At 41.6% G+C, this 23,810-nt stretch carries 19 protein-coding genes and 2 pseudogenes; 7 read left to right on the top strand and 14 right to left on the bottom strand.

The window, feature by feature from the left end; genetic code table 11:
* Positions 1-3: 3 nt before the first annotated feature.
* Both V8V91_RS09960 and V8V91_RS09955 read right to left on the bottom strand, forming a co-directional pair.
* Positions 4-402 (bottom strand): hypothetical protein, encoded by a 399-nt coding sequence (locus V8V91_RS09960; protein ID WP_373399928.1) that lies wholly within the window; start codon positions 400-402, stop codon positions 4-6.
* A gap of 596 nt (positions 403-998) precedes the next feature.
* The gene (locus tag V8V91_RS09955; RefSeq protein WP_373399927.1) at positions 999-1,829 is read right to left on the bottom strand and encodes a sugar phosphate isomerase/epimerase family protein; all 831 of its coding nucleotides are present in this window, start codon (positions 1,827-1,829) and stop codon (positions 999-1,001) included.
* Positions 1,830-2,201: 372 nt separating this feature from the next.
* On the opposite strand from V8V91_RS09955, the gene V8V91_RS09950 reads away from it, so the two are divergent.
* From V8V91_RS09950 to V8V91_RS09935, 4 genes are all read left to right on the top strand, one after another.
* Complete coding sequence (locus tag V8V91_RS09950) at positions 2,202-2,495, top strand: hypothetical protein (protein WP_373399926.1); 294 nt, start codon at positions 2,202-2,204, stop codon at positions 2,493-2,495.
* Positions 2,496-2,933: 438 nt separating this feature from the next.
* The gene (locus tag V8V91_RS09945; protein WP_373399925.1) at positions 2,934-3,683 is read left to right on the top strand and encodes a hypothetical protein; all 750 of its coding nucleotides are present in this window, start codon (positions 2,934-2,936) and stop codon (positions 3,681-3,683) included.
* Positions 3,668-4,309 carry a hypothetical protein gene (locus V8V91_RS09940; RefSeq protein ID WP_373399924.1) on the top strand — a complete coding sequence of 214 codons (642 nt, stop codon included), beginning with the start codon at positions 3,668-3,670 and terminating at the stop codon, positions 4,307-4,309. The genes V8V91_RS09945 and V8V91_RS09940 overlap by 16 nt, the downstream gene beginning before the upstream one ends.
* 82 nt (positions 4,310-4,391) lie before the next feature.
* On the top strand, positions 4,392-4,601 hold the full coding sequence (locus V8V91_RS09935; RefSeq protein WP_373399923.1) for a hypothetical protein: 210 nt from the start codon (positions 4,392-4,394) through the stop codon (positions 4,599-4,601).
* Between the two features lie 256 nt (positions 4,602-4,857).
* Here V8V91_RS09935 and V8V91_RS09930 read toward each other — a convergent pair whose 3' ends face one another.
* Genes V8V91_RS09930 through V8V91_RS09915 form a run of 4 tightly spaced genes read right to left on the bottom strand, consistent with a single transcriptional unit; the run spans position 4,858 to position 9,578 of the window.
* A complete protein-coding gene (locus tag V8V91_RS09930) occupies positions 4,858-6,369 on the bottom strand; it encodes a DUF1501 domain-containing protein (RefSeq protein ID WP_373399922.1) in 1,512 nt (503 codons plus the stop codon).
* 2 nt (positions 6,370-6,371) lie between these two features.
* Positions 6,372-8,399 (bottom strand): DUF1553 domain-containing protein, encoded by a 2,028-nt coding sequence (locus tag V8V91_RS09925; RefSeq protein WP_373399921.1) that lies wholly within the window; start codon positions 8,397-8,399, stop codon positions 6,372-6,374.
* On the bottom strand, positions 8,342-9,253 hold the full coding sequence (locus tag V8V91_RS09920; RefSeq protein ID WP_373399920.1) for a DUF1549 domain-containing protein: 912 nt from the start codon (positions 9,251-9,253) through the stop codon (positions 8,342-8,344). Before V8V91_RS09920 ends, V8V91_RS09925 begins: the two co-directional genes overlap by 58 nt.
* 58 nt (positions 9,254-9,311) lie before the next feature.
* Positions 9,312-9,578 carry a hypothetical protein gene (locus tag V8V91_RS09915; protein WP_373399919.1) on the bottom strand — a complete coding sequence of 89 codons (267 nt, stop codon included), beginning with the start codon at positions 9,576-9,578 and terminating at the stop codon, positions 9,312-9,314.
* 321 nt (positions 9,579-9,899) lie between these two features.
* Between V8V91_RS09915 and V8V91_RS09910 the strand changes: the two genes are divergently transcribed.
* Both V8V91_RS09910 and V8V91_RS09905 read left to right on the top strand, forming a co-directional pair.
* Positions 9,900-11,354, top strand: a complete 1,455-nt coding sequence (locus V8V91_RS09910; protein WP_373399918.1) for a DUF1593 domain-containing protein — start codon at positions 9,900-9,902, stop codon at positions 11,352-11,354.
* A gap of 208 nt (positions 11,355-11,562) precedes the next feature.
* A pseudogene (locus tag V8V91_RS09905) lies at positions 11,563-12,881 on the top strand (sulfatase).
* Between the two features lie 23 nt (positions 12,882-12,904).
* On the opposite strand, the gene V8V91_RS09900 reads toward V8V91_RS09905, so the two are convergent.
* The 4 genes and pseudogenes from V8V91_RS09900 to V8V91_RS09885 form a co-directional block, all read right to left on the bottom strand.
* Positions 12,905-14,218: a sulfatase-like hydrolase/transferase gene (locus V8V91_RS09900; RefSeq protein WP_373399917.1), complete on the bottom strand. Its 1,314-nt coding sequence runs from the start codon at positions 14,216-14,218 to the stop codon at positions 12,905-12,907.
* An 82-nt stretch (positions 14,219-14,300) separates the two neighbouring features.
* The gene (locus V8V91_RS09895; protein ID WP_373399916.1) at positions 14,301-14,861 is read right to left on the bottom strand and encodes a YdeI family protein; all 561 of its coding nucleotides are present in this window, start codon (positions 14,859-14,861) and stop codon (positions 14,301-14,303) included.
* 86 nt (positions 14,862-14,947) lie between these two features.
* Positions 14,948-16,294 (bottom strand): annotated as a pseudogene (locus tag V8V91_RS09890) (sulfatase-like hydrolase/transferase).
* A gap of 6 nt (positions 16,295-16,300) precedes the next feature.
* On the bottom strand, positions 16,301-16,531 hold the full coding sequence (locus V8V91_RS09885; protein ID WP_373399915.1) for a hypothetical protein: 231 nt from the start codon (positions 16,529-16,531) through the stop codon (positions 16,301-16,303).
* A 246-nt stretch (positions 16,532-16,777) separates the two neighbouring features.
* Between V8V91_RS09885 and V8V91_RS09880 the strand changes: the two genes are divergently transcribed.
* Positions 16,778-17,494, top strand: a complete 717-nt coding sequence (locus V8V91_RS09880) for a 3-ketoacyl-ACP reductase (protein WP_373399914.1) — start codon at positions 16,778-16,780, stop codon at positions 17,492-17,494.
* A gap of 46 nt (positions 17,495-17,540) precedes the next feature.
* Here V8V91_RS09880 and V8V91_RS09875 read toward each other — a convergent pair whose 3' ends face one another.
* From V8V91_RS09875 to V8V91_RS09860, 4 genes are all read right to left on the bottom strand, one after another.
* The gene (locus V8V91_RS09875) at positions 17,541-18,158 is read right to left on the bottom strand and encodes a DUF5060 domain-containing protein (protein ID WP_373400653.1); all 618 of its coding nucleotides are present in this window, start codon (positions 18,156-18,158) and stop codon (positions 17,541-17,543) included.
* Positions 18,068-18,829 (bottom strand): DUF1593 domain-containing protein, encoded by a 762-nt coding sequence (locus V8V91_RS09870; protein WP_373399913.1) that lies wholly within the window; start codon positions 18,827-18,829, stop codon positions 18,068-18,070. Before V8V91_RS09870 ends, V8V91_RS09875 begins: the two co-directional genes overlap by 91 nt.
* 161 nt (positions 18,830-18,990) lie before the next feature.
* Complete coding sequence (locus V8V91_RS09865; protein ID WP_373399912.1) at positions 18,991-20,124, bottom strand: FG-GAP repeat domain-containing protein; 1,134 nt, start codon at positions 20,122-20,124, stop codon at positions 18,991-18,993.
* A gap of 285 nt (positions 20,125-20,409) precedes the next feature.
* Positions 20,410-23,562, bottom strand: a complete 3,153-nt coding sequence (locus tag V8V91_RS09860) for a PVC-type heme-binding CxxCH protein (protein ID WP_373399911.1) — start codon at positions 23,560-23,562, stop codon at positions 20,410-20,412.
* Positions 23,563-23,810 lie beyond the last annotated feature (248 nt).

Below are 23,810 nucleotides of genomic sequence, written 5' to 3'. Positions count from 1 at the left end.
ATTTTATTTAATGTCTTGATTTTCTATTTCATAATAATATTTGAAAAATCTTCTGGACGGTACATCCACTATCCAATAACTATTAATAGTATAAATATTTTTTCCTGCTTCGCTTTCTTTATACACCTTAAGAATCTGTCCAGCTTGATTTTTAATAACTACAGAATCATAATCGAAAAGTGAAGGTTCAAGGTCGGTTCCACCAATATCAAAACCTTCTTGAAAGAGTTCCATTTCTCCAGAAGCTATTTGTATGATTTTGCTTGAACTTTCATCTGCCGATATAAATTCAATGGTAAGGTTTTCAGTTGTTAGATTTGTAATGTTTGCCTCCAAAGTTGAAACTGGGTCACAACTTGAAAAAATCAGAATTAGAATGACTAAAGTGGAAAGCTTTTTCAATTGCATTTTGATGGTTCACTAAAGAAATATAAGTATTGAAGCTGATAATGAGGAATCAGACATGCATGTAAAACCAAAGCTTAACAAAAACCTAATACCATTGAGCGATAGAAGTTTGTTTTATAAGCTGTCCTAAACAATGACTTGCATTGTCAAAATGGCTTTTTACTTTGCTTTTCTTAATTCAAAATTCAACATTCGCTATTCCACATTCCAGCTTAATTGCTTGTGTTAGGTAAAGCTTGTATTTAAACTGAGTGTTAAAATTTTCTGAAAGACTAAAATGCAGCCCTTGGTACAGCTGGAATTGACAGTGTTGTTTTAATGTGAAATAGTTATGTTTTTAAATTCTATCCTGATTTCTTCTTTGTTCTTTTGTCTTGAAACAAAGACCAAAAGGTCAAGACAGGGCAAAAATGGAAGTTTTTGAGACAGATTGTGGGTAGGAAGCTTCAACCGCACAAGTCCGGAGGCTGGCTCGCTGCTGCGCCAGCCCCCGCGCCATTCCAAACAGTATTCTGTGCAAATATTAAAAATGAAAAAGGCTGAACTCATAAGAATTCAGCCTTTTCAAAGGGTGGTTAAATCGGAACCTATTACTTGGTCGTCTCAATAACTCCACGGAAATATCCGAGGGATTCGGCAATTCCCATAAATGGATTATCCATATTCCGCTCATGTTCCAAACTGCATACTCCGGTGTAACCCACTTTTCTGATCATCCTCACCATGGAAGGGAAGTCGATGATACCTCGGCCTACTTCTAGTGAATAACCTTGTTTTGATGGTCCTGTCACGTCCTTAATGTGCATGTCAAACACGCGGCTGTGATATTTTTCCATATCCGCAACCGGGTCTTTTCCATTTCTCGTGTCATGTCCAATGTCCAGACACATTCCAATTCTTGGATCGAGATCTTTGGTGTGCATCCAAACATCATCGGCATCCTGATAAATATTGATATCTGGTCCGTGTAAGTGGATAGCGAACTTAAAATCATATTCCTTCACCTTTTTTTCTACATAAGGAAGCAATTCCACATTGGGAACGCCCACGATCAGCTTTACACCAACTCGTTTGGCATACTCAAATGCCCGATCTATTTCGGCCTCGGATTTCATATAGATAGGACCAACCGCATATCCTGTGATGTCATGGGCTTTCAATTTCTCATGAAAAGCAGCAATTTCAGCATCTGTGCTTGTCATCGGCAAATGAAAATCTTTGATGCATAGATAATGTACATCCAAGGCGTTCAAGGTTTCGAGTGTCTTGTCCAGGTCAAATTTCACGAAGGTATAGCCCGCAATTCCTACTTTAAATGTTTCACCAGTTTCAGGCGGAAGCTGTGGTCCTGGTCTGCTTTCCTGGGCTTTGCAAACCATCAGGGAGAATGCAAACAAAAGGGTTAATAAGGATAATTTCATAGCGTTATTTTAGGAGTTATTGTCAGCCAATTTAGCAAATGCAAAGCAAAGAGAGGCCCTGAGTTTTGCCAATACTACGGAATCGTTTGCTTTGACAACGAAGGTCATCTTTAGGGAAGCAATTCCAGTCTTATTTCTTCAGGAGGAGAATCAAAAAGGCTTTTACCTCCCAACTTTTTAACATCCATAACAGGCTCAGCTACCCATTTTGGGAAGATTTATTCACCTCAACTTTGGTTTTAATATTTTTCGAGACTTTACCAGATTACACAAAGTGCTATTACTCCCCTTAAAATGGGATTGAAGGGGTTTTCCTTGGACTAGCCCCTAAAAGGCAGGCAAGTTGCACCTATATAAGAAAAACGAAATATCATGAAAACTAATAAAGCACAAAACCAACAGAATTCTAATGATAAAACTGCCGAGGAACTAGCCAAAGAAGCTAAAGTGACGAAGGAAGATCTACAGGCTTTGGGGCCAAAGAATGCAAATCTGAGTCATGATGGTGGAGATGATGAGCAATTGATAGAAAGAAATAGAAAAGTCGATTTTTCCGGTGATCAATTGGACGTTCCAGGAAGTGAATTAGACGACGAGCAGGAAAGAATTGGCTCTGAAGATGAAGAAAATAACCTTTATAGCAACGCAGACGAAGAAAAGAAATAAAGAGCTTTAATTTAAAAGATAGTGTCTAGATCCAGTGATTGATTTACCCTTTCCAAATACGATTTAATATTTTCATAGGGCTTGAAGGGCAAGATTGAGGTTGATTATTGGGGACGAGTGAAATTGCTATCAAAAAGATATTAGGGTAGGACAAGGCCTAAAACATCCAGTGAATGTTTTAAGCCTTGGGCCGGGTTTTAGGGCAGGCAAACTACACCCAGACCCAACGACGATCTGACTACACCCAGAAGGGGGAGGGTAAATTAGTAGGCTTAGACGAATGATCTGACTACACTCAGATAGTTGAAAAAAGAGCAATTTCGACTTTTGATATCCGCCGTTTTAATCCATAAGTTTAGGTAAGCAATAACCTAAAACCTTTTCAGCTTTACGATCTATGAAACGAAGAGAATTTGTCCAATATGGCTCGATAGCTTTTTGTGCCGCTCCGATGTTAACTTCGATGGTTTTCGCTCCCGCGCAAAAGATGAAAGCAAGCCTGACTGGCTGCTAAGATTAATCAAAGCCAATGATAATCAGCTTGATCGGCAACGCGGATACCGTGTTTCTGATATTAAGAGTTCGGCTTACGGAGGCTTCCTAGACGGAGCAGAAATCCCAAATGCGCATTCTACGGTAGCATATATCCGTACGGCGGGCTGCGCCCTAGCGAGTTCCGAGAGCAGGTACTATCGCTCCGAAACCATAGCCAAAGAACTTGAAGAGGCAATAAACTACCTCCTGAAAATTCAGCATTCCGATGGTACCATCGACCTACTTTCTACCAATTTTCACTCAACGCCCGATACGGGATTTATAGTCAAATGGCTGGTGCCAGTGTACATAATTGTTTTGAGGGAAGAAGGTAATAGATACTCCACCCAGTTGGAACTCCTAAAAACCTTCTTGCAAAGGGCTGGAGAATGCTTGATCGTAGGCGGTATTCATACGCCAAACCACCGCTGGGTGGTATCGGGGGCATTGACAAAGCTGAACGAGCTGTGGCCCAATCCGCGCTACGAAGCTCGCATTGACGAATGGCTCAGCGAGCATATCGACATGGATCCCGACGGGCAGTACAATGAGAAAAGCACCCTCATCTATTCGCCTCTCACTGATCGGGTGCTTATTACAATCGCTAAGGGCGCAAAAAGCCGGAACTGTACGAATTTGTGCGTAGAAATCTGATGATGACTACCTACTACATCCATCCTAACGGGGAGATAGCCACTGAAGCCTCGGGCCGACAGGATAAGGCAGCAGTAGGTACGATGGAAGGCTATTACTATCCCTACCGCTTTATGGCCTTAAAGGATCAGAATGGCATTTTTTCGGCAATCTGCAAAGAAATTGAGACTACAGTACTAGAGAAATCCGTCTCCCAATTATCTTATTTTCTAGAAGATACCTCGCTTTGGAGGGAATTACCCAAGCCCAATTCATTGCCTACGAGCTACGCCAAAACATTTCCGTACTCGGGTCTGGTTCGCATCCGGAGAGGAAACTGGGATTCCACTGTTATTTCCCAAAATCCAACTTTTCTGACTTTTCATTCCGGTAATGCTGTGTTGCAGGGCATTCGCTTTTCAGCTTCCTTTTTTGGAAAAGGACAATTCCAAGGTGGCGAGATCCGGCAGGAAGGCAAGGATTATGTTATGGACAGAAACTTGCTGGGCCCTATTATCAACCTTACCCTAAAGACTCCATCGACCCAGGAGGCGATTGGGAAAAAATGCCCCGAAGTAATCGAGAACAAAGTGAAATACAGTACCTCACCTCGACGGCTCGGATTCGGGAAGGCAACGACGGAGTAGAATGTGATATCGAAATCATAGGGACCGATAACGTACCGGTTTCGATAGAACTTATTTTCCGAGAAGGGGGGTATTCAAAAATGTGGCGGCTTTAAATTCTAAAAATGACTCCTATCTCCTTAACACAGACGAAGTAGGAATTTATACGCTAAAAGGAGACACGCTGACCTTCGGGCCGGGACTGGCAGAACACAAAGGAGTCCAACTTCGAGGAGCCTTACCTCATATGTCTTCGCCTACGGTTTACCTGACGGGTTTTACGCCTTTTAAGCATACCATCAGGATTTCTTGAGTGGTTGGTTGGAATTACAAATCCTTAACAATTTTTATTCAGGACAATTGTTGGGAGTAGGGCAAAACAATTAGATGGCGATCTGATTACGCCAAGAAGGGGACTTATTAAGTTTAATTATTGGTGACTAGTAAAATTGCTATGAAAAAGTCACTATGATGTAGTTACAAACTATTTCCGGGTCCAAGAACGGTTAGACTACACCCAGACGGGATCCAAAAACAATCTAACTACACCCAGTCCTTAAACTATCTAATCAACCCAATATCCCCTTCACCACTTCCCCTTCCACATCCGTCAGTCGGTACCTTCTGCCTAAATGCTTAAAGGTAAGTCGCTCGTGGTCGATGCCGAATAAGTGTAGCAAAGTTGCTTGTAAGTCGTGAACGGATACAGGATCTTTTACCACGTTGTAACCGAAATCATCAGTCTCCCCATAGCTAAAGCCAGGTTTGACCCCAGCTCCTGCCATCCATTTGGTAAAACATCTGGGATGATGGTCCCGACCATAATTATCTGGTGATAGTGTGCCTTGAGAGTAAACGGTTCTACCGAATTCTCCTCCCCAGACCACCAAGGTGTCTTCCAGCAAACCTCGTTGTTTGAGGTCTTTGATCAAGGCTGCAGTGGCCTGATCTGTTTTTTGGCACTGGTTTCTGATTCCATTCGGAAGGCTGCCATGATGATCCCAACCCTGATGGTAGAGTTGCACGAACTTCACATCATTCTCGATCAGCTTTCTAGCCATGAGGCAGTTAGCCGCATAAGTGCCCGGATCACGACTTTCTTCTCCATACATCTCATACACCCAGTCAGGTTCTTTAGATAGATCGGTCACCTCGGGCACGGATGTTTGCATACGAAATGCCATCTCATACTGTGCGATACGGGCATTGATCTCTGGATCTCCATAGGTATCGAGCTGAACTTCATTGAGTGATTTGAGGTAGTCAAGCATTTCCCGCCGATCTTTTCCATCGTAGTTTTCAGGATTTCCCAGATAGAGCACGGGGTCTTTTCCGGAGCGGAACTGAATCCCCTGATGCTGGGAAGGAAGAAAACCATTGCCCCAAAGCTTGGCATACAAGGGTTGATCCCGCACGGCATCTTTGGAAACCATTACGATAAAAGCAGGAAGGTTTTCATTATCCGAACCCAAACCATAGCTTAGCCAAGAGCCGATGGAAGGTCTGCCGGGAAGTTGATGCCCCGTTTGGAAGAAAGTAATGGCCGGGTCATGGTTGATCTGACTGGTTTGCATGCTTTTGATAAAGCACAATTCATCTACTACTTCTGCGGTATATGGCATCAATTCACTTACCCAAGCTCTGCTCTCTCCATACTGCTTAAAATTAAAGGCAGAGGAAGTCATAGGAAAGGAACTTTGATCGGCACTCATGCCAGTGAGACGCTGTCCATTGCGCACTGAATCTGGCAGTTCTTGACCATGTAAATCGCGTAGCTTTGGTTTGTAATCGTAGAGATCCAGTTGAGAAGGGCCACCCGCTTGAAAGAGGTAAATCACTCGCTTGGCTTTGGGGACGAAATGCGGTAAATGTCCCAAACCCAGATTTGAATTCGAAAGAGGTGGGAAAGAAGTTGAATTTTGTCCAAAAATTTTCCCCATCCCCATCAGGGACCCTAATGCCAAAGAGCCAATCCCCAAGGAAGTTTTAGTCAGAAACCTTCTCCTGTCCATCTTCTTTTCTATTTCTTGAAGATCTGCATGGTTCGATCGAAGTGGGGCGTGGTGATGGTGTAGGCTCATGGTTATCTTTTGGTTATGGCAGCATCTGAATTGATAATCACCGAGGCGACCACTGCATTTGCTACCACCTGTGTCGGATCCAGTTTGGGATTGATTTCATATTCTCCGGCACTCAGCCAGCCTTTCAGTTTTTTTGGGTCTTTGGTGAATTTTTGGAACTCGCTTTCCCGTAATTCCAGTAGAATTTCTAGCTCATTGGATTGGGGTTTCCTTCCGGTAAGTTTTTGGAAGGTATCTTGAATAGCCTCAGAAATTCCGGAATAGGAGGCCATTTGTTCCCCCAAAACCTTGGAAGCTTCCAAAAAGGTGGGGTCATTGAGCAGGGCAAGTGCTTGTAGGGGCGTGTTGGTTTCCTGTCTTTTGCTGATGGATTCGCTATGGTCCGGCGCATCAAACATGGATAGGGTAGGGTTATGCACAGATCGCTTCCAGATGGTATACAAACTTCTGCGATAGAGGTTTTTGCCTTTGTCCTGAACGTAGGTGGCAGAATTCACCCGCCACAATCCCTCCGGCTGATAAGGGAAGACACTTTTTCCTCCGATTTTTGGATTTAGTAATCCCGAGGCAAAAAGCGCATTGTCACGGATGAGTTCGCCGGGAAGTCTCACCGAAGGGCCTCTCGCCAACAAGACATTATCTGGATCAATATCTTTCAATTCTTTTCTTTGCTGGGAAGTTTGTCTGTAGGTAGCGGAAGTGACGATCAGGCGTTGCATCGCTTTGACATCCCATTCCGATTCTTGAAACTTCAAAGCCAACCAATCCAATAATTCCGGGTGGGAAGGCAATTGCCCCTGATTTCCAAAATCTGCGGAAGTCTCAACTAGACCCCTTCCGAAGTAATTTTGCCAAAATCGATTCACTGCCACCCTGGCGGTGAGTGGGTTTTCTGGGGAAATGATCCATTGCGCCAATCCTAACCTGTTTTTGGGTAAGTCCTCTGGCATGGGGAGAACACTTTTAGGCGTATTTGGAAAAACTTGTTCTCCATGATTGTTGTATTCGCCCCGTGTCAGGATATAGGTAGGGCGTGGTTCAGTCTTATCCTGCATAATCATCATTTCAGGAATATTTTCCACCGAATCTGCATAGGCTTTTCTGGCAGCGATCAAGGATTTTAACTTATTCCGATAAGGAAGGGAATGGTTATTAAGGTAGAAGGATTTAAGCTGTGCCTTTTCATTCACACTTAAATTTTCCGGAGCCTTACTCAAGAGGTTTTTGTACTGTTCCTGATCGTAGATCTGAAGAATTTCAGGTTCTGAAAGTTCGAGACTATAGATACTGACCTCATCCGCAATCGCTCCTTTGATGCCTTTTCCTCTCCATACGGCCCCCACTTGCAATCCCGGTTGTTTTCCTGCGAGCAGAATATCTTTATAGAGATTGTCATGGGTGGTTTGGGTAGAAATAGGCTTTCCGTTGAGGAAAACCTGTAAGCCCTCCGCTTTGGAGGAGCCATCATAGGTCAAGGTAAGATTGATCCATTCATCTCTGGGAATATCCTTGTCACTGATTTTGGTGATGGCATTGTAGGGAGCGGAATGGGCCATCAAGAGTTCCAGTTTGTTGTCTTTTAGGCTAAGATGATATCCCCGCCAGTTGTAAAGCACTGCTCCCGATCCGCTATGAAAAATCGCTCCCGTAGTCAGGTTTTTGGGAATGTTGACCCAGATGCTAACAGAAAAAGGTTCGGATTTTGAAAATGCGCCAGGACCTCCGAGTTCCAACCACATATCCCCATTGAGTTTGATCCCTTTTCCCCGTACTCCTTCCACATAGTTGGGAGGTTGGTTTTTTACTTCACTGCTTTCCATCGACCCTTTTTGGGCAGGGTTTAACTGATTTTGTATGCTAGATTGGTCAAAAGTATAATACGCAATTTGAGTGGCTGGAAATTCTCTTGTTGCATAGGATTGATAGGCTTTGGAAGCCAACCAAGTTTCAAAAGCTTTTTCTTCGGATTCAATTACCTCTTCAAGCGATTCCTCTTCTTTCTTTTGCAGGGATTGCAGGTAATCCAGCATCTGATCTTTTTGTCATCCGTCAGCAGCATGGTGGGAGCAGGCATGGCATTGTCCCAGGAAATCTGACCTGCTTCATCCACTTGGTTGAAAAAGCTGCTGAGCTCGTAGAAGTTTTTCTGAGTGATGGGATCGTATTTATGGTCATGACATCTGGCGCAACCAACCGTCAAAGCCAAAAATGCCTGTGCCATGGTACTTGTCCTGTCTACCACATATTCCACTCGAAATTCTTCCTCGACAATTCCTCCTTCCATATTCTGGGGATGAATTCGGTTAAATGCCGTGGCAATGAGTTGGTCTTTGGTGGGATTGGGAAGCAGGTCTCCTGCCAACTGATCTCTGATGAACTGATTATAGGGAAGATTGGTATTAAAAGCATTGATCACCCAATCTCTGTAAGGAGAGGCATCTCGATAGCGATCCACGGTGTAACCATGTGTATCCGCAAACCTGGCGATATCCATCCAATGGAAGGCCATTTTCTCTCCATAATGATCGGATTCAAGAAGTCGTTCTACCTGCTTTTCATAGGCATTTTCAGAATTGTCAGCGAGAAAGGATTCGATTTCGGATTTACTTGGAGGCAATCCGATTAGATCCAGACTTAATCTTCTTAATAAAGTTTCTTTATCCGCTTCTGGGGATGGGGATATTTCTTCCTCTTCGAGTTTTTGGAGGACAAATTGATCGATGGGGTTCTTGGCCCAGTTTTCATTTTTTACACTCGGAGGAGTATGTTTCTCAGGTTTGATAAATGCCCAATGTTCTTTGTACGCTGCACCATCTTCGATCCACTTAATCAGGATTGCTTTTTCCTTTGGGGATAAAGTAAGATTGGATTCCAGCGAAGGCATTTGATAATCTGCTTCTTCTGAAATAATCCGGTGAAATAATTCGCTTTTCCGAAGATTCCTAGGCGTAATGGCTTTTTTGCCGGGAGGAATTAGGCAAGTCAAAAGCCATTTCTGGATTATGAAGACTTAAACCGGCTTTTTGTGCGGCGAGGTCAGGGCCATGGCAGGCAAAGCACTTGTCTGATAAGATGGGTTTGACATGAATATTGAAATCCAAAGTTTCTGGCAATTCATTGTATGCTACTTGCACTTCTTCCGGAAGATCAGGAGTGCAGGAATAAAAAAGTAATAGGATGAAAAAAAGACTTAGATTCTTCAGGTTCATTGTGAGTTTAATCTATCTATTAAACTACTGGAATTTAGGGATTATTGGAAATGATTTTATGTGAATTGAACTATAGTCCGACCTTGCCTGCCCTACGGGAGGCGGGCGATCCCGAGAATCGGGAGTGGCAATCTCGTTTTTTGAGTTGTAAATGTTGTGGGTTGGCGAGTCTCGTATTTCGTCGATCCTATTTCGGAATTTTCCCCGGGTTTTATAATTTGATCTTTCTTTAGCCCAAACATATGAAAATCTCCGAAATACCTTCTTTAATACTTCCTGTTTTTTTTGATTTTAGTTTCCTGTGAACCTAAGGCAGAGTTCATGGAGGAATCTATTCCGGCAACGGAAAAGCCTCGAACGATCGTCACGACCGATGGAGAGATTGACGACGTGGATTCTTTTATTCGAATGCTTTTATATGCCAATGAATTTCAAATAGAAGGGCTGATTTATAGCAGTTCCATGTGGCATTACAAAGGAGACGGGAATGGGACCTTGTTCACATCGGAAATGGAGATGACCAAAAATCTATATGGAGCAAAAACGGATCTAAGGTGGCCGGGAGTAAAGTGGATGAACCCCTTGTTGGATGCTTATGAGGAGGTGTACCCAAAATTGAGTCAGCATGCAGCCGGTTTTCCTACAGCTGATTATTTGAGAAGCTTGGGCAAAGTGGGAAATATTGATTTTGAAGGGGAAATGGAAGTAGATACTGAGGGATCGGATTTTATCAAATCCAAATTATTGGATGATGAGATGGTCCCCATCTACCTACAGGTTTGGGGTGGTACGAATACTATTGCCCGAGCTTTGAAGTCCATAGAAGATGAATACAAAGGCAAGCCGGAATGGAATGCTGTTTATCAAAAAGTAATTGATAAGGCCATTATCTATGCAATTCTGGATCAGGATGCTACCTATAGAAAATACATTGCTCCCAACTGGCCGGATTTGAAGATTTTTTACAACTCCAACCAATTTTGGTGTTTTGCCTATCCTTGGAAATCCTCTGTTCCAGAAGTCCAACATTACCTTTTTGAAGGGGACTTTATGGGCAATGAAATCATTAATAACCATGGGCCATTATTAAAGCAATATTACAGTTATGGAGATGGACAAAAACAGGAAGGAGACGATGAACATATCCATGGAGATCCCACTAAATTGGAAAATGCACAATGGGGTACCTTTGGAGTGTATGATTTTATTTCTGAAGGTGATTCCCCGGCCTATTTACATTTGATTGATGTGGGACTGAATAACCTCAATCATCCCGAATGGGGTGGTTGGGGAGGAAGGTTGGTACAGTCTGACTCGCTACCCAACCGTTGGGAAGACGGGCAAAATGTCTTGGATTACAATCCTTTTACAGAAAAGCTCGACGCCACTTACCCTCAGATCCGATGGGTAGAAGCAATTCAAAATGATTTTGCTGCCAGAGCAGATTGGTGTGTGATGGATTATGCAGAGGCCAACCATTCACCTGTTGTCAAAGCTGTTGGTCCTAATCTAGTAAATGCCAGTCTTGGAGAAAGTTTGACTCTGGAAATTGAAACTTCTGATCCGGATGGAGACGAATTGGAAGTTAAATTCTGGATCTATCAGGAAGTGGGTACCTATCAGGGAGATGCGATTCTTAATGGGGAGGGAAATCAAGTGATCGTTTCTTTAGATGATTCTTCTCTCGGCCAACTTCATGTCATTGCCGAGGTAACAGATAATGGTGTGCACCCTATGACTCGTTATCAGAGATTTGTAGTAGAAGTAGGGAAGTAGGGGGAGAGAAGTCGGGAGGTTTGGAGGTTGGAAATAAGAGTGATTAAACTTTTGGAAGAGGTGTTGGTTTATTACTTGTCAGCTACGGACTGAGCAGGATAGGCTTTTTCATTTCTTTAATTTATTTTAATGCTATGGGACAATTACGACTTTTTTCGGAACAATCTTTTGTGTATGTTTTTTCTTTCGCAATACTTCTTTTGCACAAGTGGAGAAGCCAAATATAATTTTCATTCTTACAGATGATCAGCGCTGGGATGCGTTAGGGTTTTCAGGAAATGGGATTATTCAAACACCTGAAATGGATCGATTAGCTGGTGAGGGGATTTACTTTCAAAATGCATTTGTTACCACTCCCATTTGTGCAGCTAGTAGAGCCAGTGTATTGACGGGATTATACGAACGTACCCATGGATACACCTTTGGACAAACCCTTCAGGAAGCTTATGCGGAAAACTCCTATCCTTCTATCCTAAGAAAAAATGGGTATCAAACAGGTTTTTTTGGGAAGTTCGGAGTCAATTATTCCCAGTTAGATCAATTATTTGATGTTTCGGATAGCTATGATAGAAACGGTAAATTTGACGATCGTCGTGGGTATTTTTATAAAACCATTAATGAAGATACCGTACATTTGACCAAGTACACCTCGCATCAGGCACAGGAGTTTATTAGGAATTCATCCAAGGAAAAGCCTTTTATGCTTTCCCTGAGTTTTAGTGCTCCTCATGCACATGATCCTGCGAAAGACCAATATTTCTGGTCAGATGATGTAGATGAATTGTACGAGAAGCAGAAATTTCCTAAAGCCCAAATTAGTAGCAAAAAATATTTTGAAGAACAGCCAGAGTATGTGAAAACTGGCGAAAATCGTACTCGTTGGTACTGGAGGTATGATACTCCGGAAAAATTTCAACATAGTATGAAAGGCTACTACAGAATGATTTCTGAAGTGGATCTAGAAATTGGAAAAATCAGGAAAGTGTTGGAGGACAAGGGAATTGCGGAAAATACCATCATCATCTTGATGGGTGATAATGGGTATTTTCAAGGGGAACGTCAACTCGCTGGAAAATGGCTGATGTATGACAATTCCATCCGGGTTCCGATGATTATTTATGATCCTCGAAATCCAGGTCATAGAACTGTCCCTGATATGACGTTAAATATTGACATTGCGCCTACAATTCTAGGTTTTGCCAAAACCGATATCCCTGAAATGTGGCAAGGAAAGAATCTTTCTAGCTATGTTGTTGGTGAGAATCCTGCTGCAGACCGGAAGGAATTCGTAGTCGAACACCTTTGGAAGGTAAATATTATTGCGGCTAGTGAGGGGATCCGAACCAAAATTGGAAATATTTTAGGTATCAAGATGATATGGATCATGAGGAGCTTTATGACTTAGAAAAAGATCCCATGGAGATAAATAATCTTGCTCAAAAGCCTAAATTTCAGGAAGTACTATTAGAGTTGAGAGGGGTATTGCAACGACAAATAGATTTATTGCAAGAAGCTCAAGTGAAATAGATTTAGCATTGCCTGAATAGTGATTATCTCAATCCCTCGTATTTCTTTAAGGCGGATTGCAGATACTTATAGGATTCTTTCCCTTTTTGGTCTAGCTCTTCATAAGAGATAGGGTTTTCTTCCAGCCAGTCTTCTTGAATATTGTAAAATTCACCTGTGCGATACAGCTTATATTCTTTGTCCCAAGCAAATTCTTTTAAACTCTCCAGATCTCCATTTCGAGTATACCAACTATACACCCAATCACGTGATTTCCCATGATTACCAAATAATTGTGGCAGGAAACTTACGCCATCTAATGGAAGGTTTTTTGGAGCTTTGACACCAGCTACATCCATCAAAGTAGGCAGGAAATCACTAAAGTCGATTAAGTCATCACTTAGGGTTCCTGGTTTGATATGATTATCCCATTTGACCACTAAAGGGACATGAATCCCATTTTCAGTGGTGTATTTTTTACCTCCAGGATATTCCTTCCCTCTATACATGGAAACAACAGGTTCATCGGTTCCATTGTCACCTGTAAAAATGATAATGGTGTCTTCACTCAATCCCAATTCATCTACTTTGGCGATGATTTTACCCACTATTTTATCCATATAGGCAACCATATCTCCAAAATATTGAGGATTGCCTTTATAAGTAGGAGAGCCGGGACTAGTCGGATCCCAATCTTTAGAATCTGGTGTTGGCACAAAGGGACAATGGGTAATGATCATGGGGTAATAGGCAAAAAATGGCTGATCCTGATTCTTTTCGATAAAGTCAATCAGGAAGTCACTTGTAATGTCAGTGGAAAATTGGCCTCCAGTAAAGTGCTTGGGGACTCCATTGATTTCCAACACTGGATTGGAGTACCGGGTGTCAAATCCGTCTTTGTTGGTTGCTCCAAGCATATGCTGCCATAAACACGATTCGTCAAAGCCAAAATGTTGAGGAGAATCTTGTTCTTTCCCCAACTGCCATTTTCCTGCGATCGCAGTCTTATACCCTGCTTCTTTCAACAAAGTGGCAAAAGTAGTCTGACTTCTGTCGAGCTGACCAAATACCGTATAGTTTCTGACATTGTATTGGCCAGTCATCAATTGAACTCTAGAAGGAGTACATAAAGGCTGGGCAAAAGCATTTTCGAATTTTGCTCCCTGCGCTGCCATTTCATCGATAAAAGGAGTGGAGTAGGATGTTCCTCCGTAAGAATTAATGGTTTCTACTCCCAGATCATCTGCCATGATTAGGATGATATTCGGCTTTCTTTCTTGAGAAAAAGCCGCAAGAGTGACTACAAAATATCCAAAAAAGAAAATGGAAATCTTTGAAATAAAAGATGATAAATTCATGGAATAAAACTATGAAAAATAGGTTGCACCTACCATGATTTTTTGGTAGCTTTTTTATTCTAGGATTAAGTATGGTTAGGTATTATCGGTATTTGTCATTTAGGCCTTTTCCTTCCAAGATCATAGGAATGATTTTTTCAAGACGATTCATTTTTGTAGCTTCTCTTTTAGCTTCCGTGATATACTCGATATACTCTTTTTGTTTAAAAGGAGTCAGCCTTTCAAATGATGTTTTTAATGTTTTATCTGCCTGAAGTCTTCCTTCCAAAAGCTCTGGAATTTCTATTTCTCCACTTTTTTCGACTTTCCAGGACTTTCCATCTTTTTCATTCTGAATAGCCTCCTGCAAGTATTCAAGGATTTTTTGTTCATCGATATCCTCTATGGATTCAAAACGCCATTGCCGCATGGCTTTGGTTTTTCCTTCCTGTGCATTAATCAATACCTGATAGGGATCTGAAAGGAAAACACCATTGTAAAACCAAAGGCCAAAGTGAGTTTTAAAACCTGTATACCCGACTACATTTTTGTCATTGAGGGTAAATACGGGCATGCCCCATTTGGTGGTTTCTACCAATTCTGTTTTAGAAATTATTTGATTGAGTAAGCTTAAGGCTTCTTTCCATTGATCGTTTTTAGGCATAAGGAAATCCGTTTGGACACTAAGTTAAAAAATACCCCTACTGATTACAAGGAATAAGTAGGGGTATGTTTAGAGTTTAAGATTTGTTAAAAGCCCAATCCCAAATCCGTATTCGGATATTTTTTCATGGTTGCCAAGTGTCTTTTTTGGAAAGCGATGACCGCCGGCATTCCCCATTCGAAATAGCGATGTCCTTCACTGCTCATTTCTTTAGGATCTACATTGAGATTAAATACCCATGGTGCGGTTCCCACTCTTGTCAAGGTGGTGGCATCCAAATTTCTTCTTGGGACATGGGTTTCAAAAATCTGGAAATGAACTTTATAATCTTTCCATCTCACCGCACAGAAATCAGTGCTATTCCACAAGAAAACAGCTTGTCTTTTGGAATGACCATTTTCAGCCAAAAGAAAGGCTGTCTGATCGATTCCATCAAAATAGAGGTTAGATGGAAGTTGATCCAACACTCCTCCTAACCTTAAAGAGATCATATATAAATCAGTAAGATCAATCAATTCATTGGTTTCCTGACCAGGTTCAATCATACCTTTCCAATAGGCAATTCCAGGAACCCTTACCCCACCTTCCCATGTGGTTCCTTTTCCTCCTCTCCAAGGATGGTAACCAGAATCAGGGAAAACGTCTTCGTTTGCTCCATTATCCGAAGTGAAGACTACCAGTGTGTTTTCCAGTTGTCCAGAAGCTTCTAATGCATCCATAATTTCTCCTACGATGGCATCCATTTCCACAATGGCATCTTTCACTGGCATAGCAGCAGGGCTTTTTCCAATAAAGTCTTTTCCAGAATATGTGTCATTATGAATGGCTGTGAAGGAATGCACCAAAAAGAAAGGGTTTTCTCCAGCATTTTCATTAATGAATTTGATGGATTCGTCTTTTAGTTTTTCATCGATCATTCTTAATTCATCAATGGAAGAAATCTCAAAGCCAACTTCACTAGGCCCACCTTTATGTCCCATGATCAACCCTTCTGGTTGCAATTGGAATGCTTTGTCATGGAGGTCTTTGTTACGGATCATATCTGCATACTGTCTTTCTACCAAGAACTGCGTGTAGTCAGATTGAACGGCGGGAAGCCCATAGAAATAATCAAACCCTACTTCATGGGGAAGCATATTTTCAGCCTCTCCAATATGCCATTTTCCGATCAGTGCAGATTTATATCCTGCATTTGCAAGTAATTAGGCTTGGGTGACTTCTATTTCCCATGGATTGGTTGTCACCTTGTCTCCACTCTATAGCGGACGTGTTAATCCACTTCTGATGGGGAGTCGACCTGTCAACATTGCCGCACGGGAAGAGGTACAGGTAGGCGTGGAGTAAAATGATTTAAACTGCTTGCCTTCTCGAGCTAAGCGGTCTACATAAGGAGTAGGTGCACCAACTGCAACGCCACCCCCATTTACCCCGATGTCTCCCTAACCCAGGTCATCGACCAAGAAGATAAGGATATTGGGCTTTGTTCCAGTTCTGCTTTCAAGAGAGGCCAGTTTCTTATCTGCAATATTTTCTTGCAAGGGTCTTGGAATAACAGGCTCCAAATTGTCTTTGACTACCACTGTTTCGTCAAACACACTGATTTTTTCCTGTGCATGAAGAATATCAATTGTAAAAACTGTTAAAAACAATCCTAAAATTCGATGTTTCATGATGCTTAAAATTTAAATATTCTCTTTTGGTAACTTTTAAAAATGGTCTTTGTTAATCAAAGGGTTTGTCAAAATTTATAACTGAAATCAATCCTCTTTAAGTTAAATAATTTTGGAGAATGGTTTGCTACATGTGTCAAAATAAGGAATTGCCTTACAAAAAAGATCAAACAGTGAAACTGACTTTGAAAACTTGGGGTTTTAAAGATCAATTATGAATTTTCTTTTTGTATAAATTTTAGAATTATGATTTCATTAAAAAATAAAACAGCAATCATCACAGGTGGAAGCCGTGGACTAGGTAAAGCCATGGCCTTGCTTTTAGCTCAGGAAGGTGTGAATATTGGAATTACAGGCAGAAATGAAGAAAAATTAAAAGCTGTGGCTGAAGAGCTGAAGGAGGTAGGTGTTAAAGTTGCTTATGCTGCTTTTGATGTGTCCAATGAAACTGAAGTAAAGAAAGGAATCGATGCCTTGGTAGCTGAGCTAGGTGGAGTGGATATTTTAATCAACAATGCGGGGATCGGGAAAATTGGAACTTTGGAAGAAATGTCCTCAGAAGATTGGCAGCAGGTGATCCAGACAAATTTGTTTGGGGTGTATTATGCTGCGATGGCGGTATATCCATACCTGAAAGATAAAGGGGAGGGTGATATGATCAATGTTGCCTCTACTGCCGGGCTGAAAGGCGGAGCACATATGTCAGCTTATGCTGCTTCAAAAGCGGCAGTGATTTCACTTTCTCAATCCATGATGGCCGAGTGGAGAAAACAAAATATTCGAGTTATAACCTTGACTCCTAGTACCATTGCTTCGGATATGAGTATTCAAGCTGGTTTGACCGATGGCAATCCGGATAAAGTACTTCAGCCGGAAGATTTTGCAGAATGGGTAAGAGATATTCTAAAAATGAACCGTCGTGCTTTAATTGCCAATGGTTCGATTTTCTCTACCAACCCTTGATTGAATAAGTAGCAGGTGCAATTCATCTAGAATTGCGCCTGCTATTTTATTTCAACCAACTCCAACGCTCCGCCCAATCGGAAAGCACCTCATTTCTCCATTTAAAAATTGTCTTTCCACCTTGCAATCTTCCATCAAAATCGCTAGGTTTAGTAGAGTCTGAAAACCAATTTTCTCCCAAAAGATTATCAGTGGGATTAGGTTTTCCTGGCCAAAGATTGGTAACTACAAGTTGTGCTTCTCCAGTTGGGAATCCTTGAATTTCGGAAGTGAACTTAAATTTCAATACCTCTGCTTGCTTGGGAGCATACCGAAGGCAATATAAGCCATCACCTAAATAGTATCCTGGCCAGATTTGCTTGCTATCCCCATAGGGCACTTCCATTTGAAATACTGATGAATCTGATGGAACACTGATTTTTGGCCCTTGGAAGCGATATTCCACAATTGTACAAAAAGCCACAGAATCGGAAAGGGAAGTGTTTCTATCAAAAACTACACGGGCGCTTCTTTTGATTTTTTCAAATCTTCCGCCCCAGCTTTCACTCGTAGGTTCATTCCGGTTTCCATTCATCAGATAAAGGAGAGAAGGAGTGTCTCCCATTTTAATTTCTCCCTTATAATAATCTTTAAAATCTTCCCCCAAATGTCCGGCTCCCTGAATACTCTTTTGGTAGTAGTCAGTGGTTTTGACAACATCTGGTGTTTGGTTGTTGGAGAAAAACCATAGTAACTGGAATTGACTTCAATCATCCAGAGGTCTGGGAAATTGGCAGCTATATAGGCATAGCTATTGGCAGACCATTTCTTATTAGGCCCTCCAATCCAATACCCTCTGATGTTTTTTTGAATTTCAGGTGCATCATGAAGTGCCTGCGCCAAATCATCCAAACCTCCCCAAACCAAAACCCAAAGAGGGCGACTGTCTTTTTTTCTTGCTGCTTTTATTATCCAATTCGAACCCTCTGTGGAGGTAGTATATCCTTTAAAAGGAGCTCCACCCTTCCTTCCTTGCTTGGTAATAGATCTTAAGTAGGATGGTTCAGCAAATCCAGCTTTATGTTTTTTTAATTGAGGTAAGTCTCGTTCATAAAGATTGATCATCCTAAAAATCTCCGCAGTACTACCGCTTCCATATGAAGGGGAGGAGATTAACCCTTCCAAATCAAAAAGATCGTTGTACATCAGGAGATGTGCCATACTCTGATTGTCATCTGGATCGGTGCCACCTATATCGGTACTGATTAATACTCGTGGTTTTGAAACAGAAGGGGTTTGTCCAAAGAGCTGAACAGAAAACAGGAAAATAATAGAAAAAAGGCTTATACGGATCATCTTAAGAATGCTAAGAAGTTCGAATATGTAATCTTCCGATTAAAAAAGTGTCCTGTGGTCTAGGTATATAAAAAAGCATCTCTGATAAAAGATACCTATTTAAAGTTTCCTGATGTTATTAAAAGTTAGTTAGAATTAGTAGAGGGATTTAAATGTTCCTTTCACTTTTTCCCATTTCCCAAATTATGGAATACCACCAAACCATCTTTTCCCGCCACCGCGATATCCTTCCAGCCATCTTTATTGAGATCAGCAACTGAAAAATACAGTCCACTTCCTTTGCCTTCTCCAGCTGGACCATAACTGATAATATTTTTACTAAAAGATTCTCCGTTCCATTTGAAATAGTATAATCCCACATAATCCTTACCTCCTGGGTCTTTGCCATTATGTGCCCGGTGACGTTTTCCTGTGACTAGTTCATTTTGTCCATCATTATCTATGTCCACCCACTCCATGGTGTGGTATTGGGATTGATAAGGATCAATTTGATGCTTGACAAAATTGAGGTTATTTCCAGTTTTTTGTTGCTCCAGCCAAAACAAGCCAAATGCATGGGCTTGTCCTACTATAATGTCATTAAGCCCGTCTCCATTGACGTCTGCAATGATCATGGGTATACTGGCATCCCCTAAATTGAAGTCTTCATGCAATGTCCATTTTCCATTTTTCAAGTCACTGGGAGCTTCTAGCCATCCTTCAGAAATTACTAAATCTTTTCTTCCATCTCCATTGATATCACCTAAGCCCAATCCATGTCCATGCATGTCCGTAACAGGATACTTTTCAAATTGATCGGGGCCGGTTTTCTTAAAAAAAGCGAGTGGTTTTCTAGGCGTATTTGGGAAAATTTCCAATACTCCATCTCCATCAATATCCCAACCTCTGGTGGTTTCTATATTACCGGTTTTTGCAATTTCATGAATGGGCCACTCAGACCCATCTCCAGGATTTTCTTTCCAGATCAATGTTCCTTCAAACCATCCTCCCGTTACAAAATCCATTTTCCCATCCTCATTGACGTCCATGGGGATGGTGGAAAAATCCTCATAATATTCCCCATAGCGTTTCACCTGTCCGATCAGAGATCGATCGATAAACTCGGGGCCTTTGTACCAAAAACTACCGGAGACCAAATCCAAAATCCCATCATTATTCACATCAAATACTCCTACTGATTCCGTGCTTTCAAAAGCGATTACCTGCTTTTTGAATTTGACAGTCATCTCTTGCGCTGTAACCATCATGGGTATTGTGGCAAATAGGATGAAAAGCGTGTGTTTGATAGGGTTCATGGTATTATTCGATTTTTATCCAAAGTACCAAGTACTAAGAATTGATGGAAAATTTGAGGTCAGAGGTCAGAAGTCTAAAAACTGAGATATCAACATTACCACGGATTCATTCTTTGCCTGGCAATGACCCTTATTTTTTATAATCCAAGAATCAAGCTGAGTAGAGTGAATCACCCTTCGATTCCCTGACTACAGTCAGGCAGGCGCTCAGGGTGACAGCTATCATTCCAAACTCAACTGATCACTGCATCCGAAAACTTTCGGGACTGACCACTGACTTCTGGATTACTTTTCCAAAGGATGCATTTTCAATAAATCTTCAGGCTTGTAGAATCCCTCATAATCTTTGACTTCCTCTCTTACCTTTTTGACCAATTCAGGTGAAATAGGTGAAGCTTGGTTCCCAAAGGAATTTCTTACATAGGTTAGAACTGCCGCTACTTCTGAATCATCCAACATGCCTTCAAATGGCGTCATAGGAACCTGTCCTGGATAATCTTTACCCAATACGGTGATTGGACCCAATAATCCTTTTAAGACAATTTTGATTAATCTTTCCTCGTTCCCAGTAACCCAAGGAGTTCCTGCCAATGGAGGGAATTGGGAAGCAGAAAGTCCCCCGCCATCATGCTGGTGACAGGTGCTACAAAATCCTTCTCTAGCATAGATTTCTTTTCCTAATACAAAGAGTTCTCGGTCTGAACCAGTCAGTGAGGATTTAATGTCTTCTACTTTTTTATCTTCTACGGATAGTCCATTGATATGGGCAATGGCAGTTTCTAAGGTTCTTGGAATCCAGGTATTATCCTTTTCTTGTTTTTCTGCCTCTGCTAAAATCGGAACACCAATTTCTTTTGGCAGCCAAGAAGCAGCTGCGATGGCTTCCATTCTCACTCTACCATGGGGATCTTTAACTGCGGCCATCAATAATTCCGGCTGGTCTTTCACCTGATGTCCTGTATACCTCAAAGCTCTTACAGAGGCAGCTCTTACCCTATAATCATCAGATTGTAAGAGTTGTCTAAGTAAGTCTTGGTTGATTTTATTTATTCCCCAGGTTACCCAAAGTGCTTCTAGTCTATGGTGTTCATATCTAGGATCAGAAGGATCCAATTCAGAAAGCCACTTATTTACGGCTTCATATACTTCATCTGCATCTCTTCCTCTCAACTCTCTTCTGGTCCTGTATCGAGTTCTGTATTCAGGCAGTTTTAAATTTTCCAATAATTCAGGAATGCTTGCTCCATCGATTTTAGCAGGTTCAACTAAAGGTCTTGAAGGGTAGGTTACTCTGTAAACCCTTCCATGGACATGGTCACGGAAAGGATCTCTTGCATTGTGCTGCATATGCCCAATCAGGATATTGTGCCAATCCACCACATACAATGAACCATCAGGCGCAATTTCCATATCTACTGGTCGAAAATTCCCATCTGTAGATTTGATTAAATCCTGAGCCCAATTCGTGGTAAATCCTACTGTGTCTTCATGTACTTTATGTTGCTTGGTACCCAAGAAACCAATGGTATTATTGATAATCAAGTCTCCTTGCATTTCTTCTGGGAAATGTCGGCTATAAATAAATTCCAGGCCTGAAGTAGGACGAACCATGTGTTTCTGCTCAATCAAATTTGGGCCTTTGAAATTGGCATTTCCATAGCGAGGATACACGGAACCTGGAAGCATCCAGTTGACATTTGGTCCTGAGGTTTCTGCATAGAAGTTCTGCCCCCATTCATCAAAAGCAATTCCCCAAGGGTTTGGAATACTTACTTGGTTTACTCGCTCCAACTTATGTCGTTTGGGCTCATACCGATAAAATCCTCCATTTGTACCTCTTACAGGTCCATAGGAAGTTTCCACGTTGGTATGTAGAAACACCCCTTCTGCCATATGTATCGCGCCACTTTCGTCGGTCGTAAAGGCAGAGATGGCATGGTGGGTGTCGTGATCATCAAATCCACTCAGCAAGATTTCTTTTTCATCCGCTTTGTCATCTCCGTCGGTATCTTTCAATAAAACCAAATTTGGAGCTTGAGAAACATAAACTCCTTCAGGCGCTATTTCAAACCCAACAGGAATGGATAATCCGTCTGCAAAAACTTTCACCTCATCTGCTTTGCCATCTTTGTCTGTGTCTTCAAATATCAGCAGTTTGTCATTTGGTTTGGAGTCGCCTGGCTTGTAATGAGGGTAACTTGGCATGACTGCTACCCAGAGTCTGCCTTTGTTATCAAAGGACATTTGAACCGGATTGGCTAGTTCAGGGAACTCTTCTTCTGAGGCAAATAATTCGATTTTATATCCTTTAGGAACTGAAATCGTTTTTAACGCATCTTCTCCATATTTGTATTCCAAGTCTCCATTGGCATCTGGATTGTAATTTGTTTTCACCTCTGGAAGTGATCGGGTCAATGCATCCGCTGCAGCCAAATCTTTCTTTTCTCCTTTGGTCGCCATCCAAATGGCTGTGTCTCGAATTGCCGTCATTTGACGGATTTTTTCCAATTCAAATGGGTAGTTGTCAGGACCGAACGGATCATATCTACGACCGAAGACATGTACTCCATTTGGAATTTTGTAATCATTGTGCCAGATCCAGTTTTTCTCCATCACAGCTTCATGGATCAGCTCTTCGTGCTCTGGGACTTTTGGGGTTCCGCCGAAAATTTCATCAGCCAAAAACTCAGAAAACATACGGTAACCTTTGTCATTCAATTGAGAGCCATCAATGGTTAAGGGTTCGTTTTCTAAGGCGTACCATTTCTCACTAGGGCCAAATGCGTCCACAAATAATACGTTTTCATGCTTGGCCACCACTTCTTCCATGGCTTCGGTATAAAGCAATAGGTTTTTGTTCTCTGCTTTTCCATCAGGGACATCCAATTGGTCCGATAAGTCCTCGAATGCTATTGGGGACACGATTGCCAATTGTGGAGCGGTGCTGTCGTTATAGGTTTGTGCAAGAGTATGGCGAATAAAAGCATCTAGCTCAGCCTTATAATTCTCCAAACCTGCCTCTCCTTGAAAGCTTTCATTGAAACCGAAAAAACCGATAATCACATCTGCTTTTAATCGGGTCAACCATTCGTCAGGTTTCTCAAAAAAGCCAATACTTCCTGATGGCGTGGCATATTCTTCTTGAAAATCTTCAGCTCCAGGGAAAGCCCATGGGTCATTGATGGCAGATCTGGGTCTGAATCCAGGTGTATCCCCTGGGTCGGACATATTTCGAATGATGAGTTGATTGTCTGGAAATCTTTCGTAAAGTTCTGTTTCGAAATAGCCAAAATTCATCATTCTGGAGCCGAGATTATTTCCGACCATCATGATGTGACTGTCCTTTTTTACTTCAATTATTTGATCTTGGGTACAGCTAAAAGCTAAAAGTCCAATTGCTGTAGCCAGCACTGGCGCAAAAGAATTAATTTTTCTCATAATTAAGTATTCATCCAATATAAGTTTAGCCAGAATTCGGAGCTTAAACAAGCTAAAAATGTCAATTGGATGCTATTTAGGATTTTAAGGGAAATTGTATTGCTAGGTAGTCAATCTATGAGAAATCCTATCCTGTACTAGGGGGTGTCTTGTTTGTTTTTTTCTAAAACTTTCATGGAGGGGAATAAGAACCTCTAGGAAAAATTGGTCGATTATCGGAAAAAATGGACAGGGGTTGGGTTGCTTAA

Origin of the sequence: Algoriphagus halophilus (genome assembly GCF_041729275.1) — a bacterium.
In the GTDB taxonomy this organism is placed as follows: Bacteria; Bacteroidota; Bacteroidia; order Cytophagales; family Cyclobacteriaceae; genus Algoriphagus; species Algoriphagus halophilus_A.
This window is presented reverse-complemented; position numbering and strand designations above follow the sequence as displayed.

Excerpts from the sequence above, each read along its gene's own strand:
- V8V91_RS09955 (WP_373399927.1), bottom strand. The coding sequence starts at position 1,829 with ATGAAATTATCCTTATTAACCCTTTTGTTTGCATTCTCCCTGATGGTT.
- V8V91_RS09950 (WP_373399926.1), top strand. The coding sequence starts at position 2,202 with ATGAAAACTAATAAAGCACAAAACCAACAGAATTCTAATGATAAAACT.
- V8V91_RS09930 (WP_373399922.1), bottom strand. The coding sequence starts at position 6,369 with ATGAGCCTACACCATCACCACGCCCCACTTCGATCGAACCATGCAGAT.
- V8V91_RS09925 (WP_373399921.1), bottom strand. The coding sequence starts at position 8,399 with ATGCTGGATTACCTGCAATCCCTGCAAAAGAAAGAAGAGGAATCGCTT.
- V8V91_RS09920 (WP_373399920.1), bottom strand. The coding sequence starts at position 9,253 with ATGCCTTCGCTGGAATCCAATCTTACTTTATCCCCAAAGGAAAAAGCA.
- V8V91_RS09915 (WP_373399919.1), bottom strand. The coding sequence starts at position 9,578 with ATGAACCTGAAGAATCTAAGTCTTTTTTTCATCCTATTACTTTTTTAT.
- V8V91_RS09910 (WP_373399918.1), top strand. The coding sequence starts at position 9,900 with ATGGAGGAATCTATTCCGGCAACGGAAAAGCCTCGAACGATCGTCACG.
- V8V91_RS09900 (WP_373399917.1), bottom strand. The coding sequence starts at position 14,218 with ATGAATTTATCATCTTTTATTTCAAAGATTTCCATTTTCTTTTTTGGA.
- V8V91_RS09895 (WP_373399916.1), bottom strand. The coding sequence starts at position 14,861 with ATGCCTAAAAACGATCAATGGAAAGAAGCCTTAAGCTTACTCAATCAA.
- V8V91_RS09885 (WP_373399915.1), bottom strand. The coding sequence starts at position 16,531 with ATGAAACATCGAATTTTAGGATTGTTTTTAACAGTTTTTACAATTGAT.
- V8V91_RS09880 (WP_373399914.1), top strand. The coding sequence starts at position 16,778 with ATGATTTCATTAAAAAATAAAACAGCAATCATCACAGGTGGAAGCCGT.
- V8V91_RS09870 (WP_373399913.1), bottom strand. The coding sequence starts at position 18,829 with ATGATCCGTATAAGCCTTTTTTCTATTATTTTCCTGTTTTCTGTTCAG.
- V8V91_RS09865 (WP_373399912.1), bottom strand. The coding sequence starts at position 20,124 with ATGAACCCTATCAAACACACGCTTTTCATCCTATTTGCCACAATACCC.
- V8V91_RS09860 (WP_373399911.1), bottom strand. The coding sequence starts at position 23,562 with ATGAGAAAAATTAATTCTTTTGCGCCAGTGCTGGCTACAGCAATTGGA.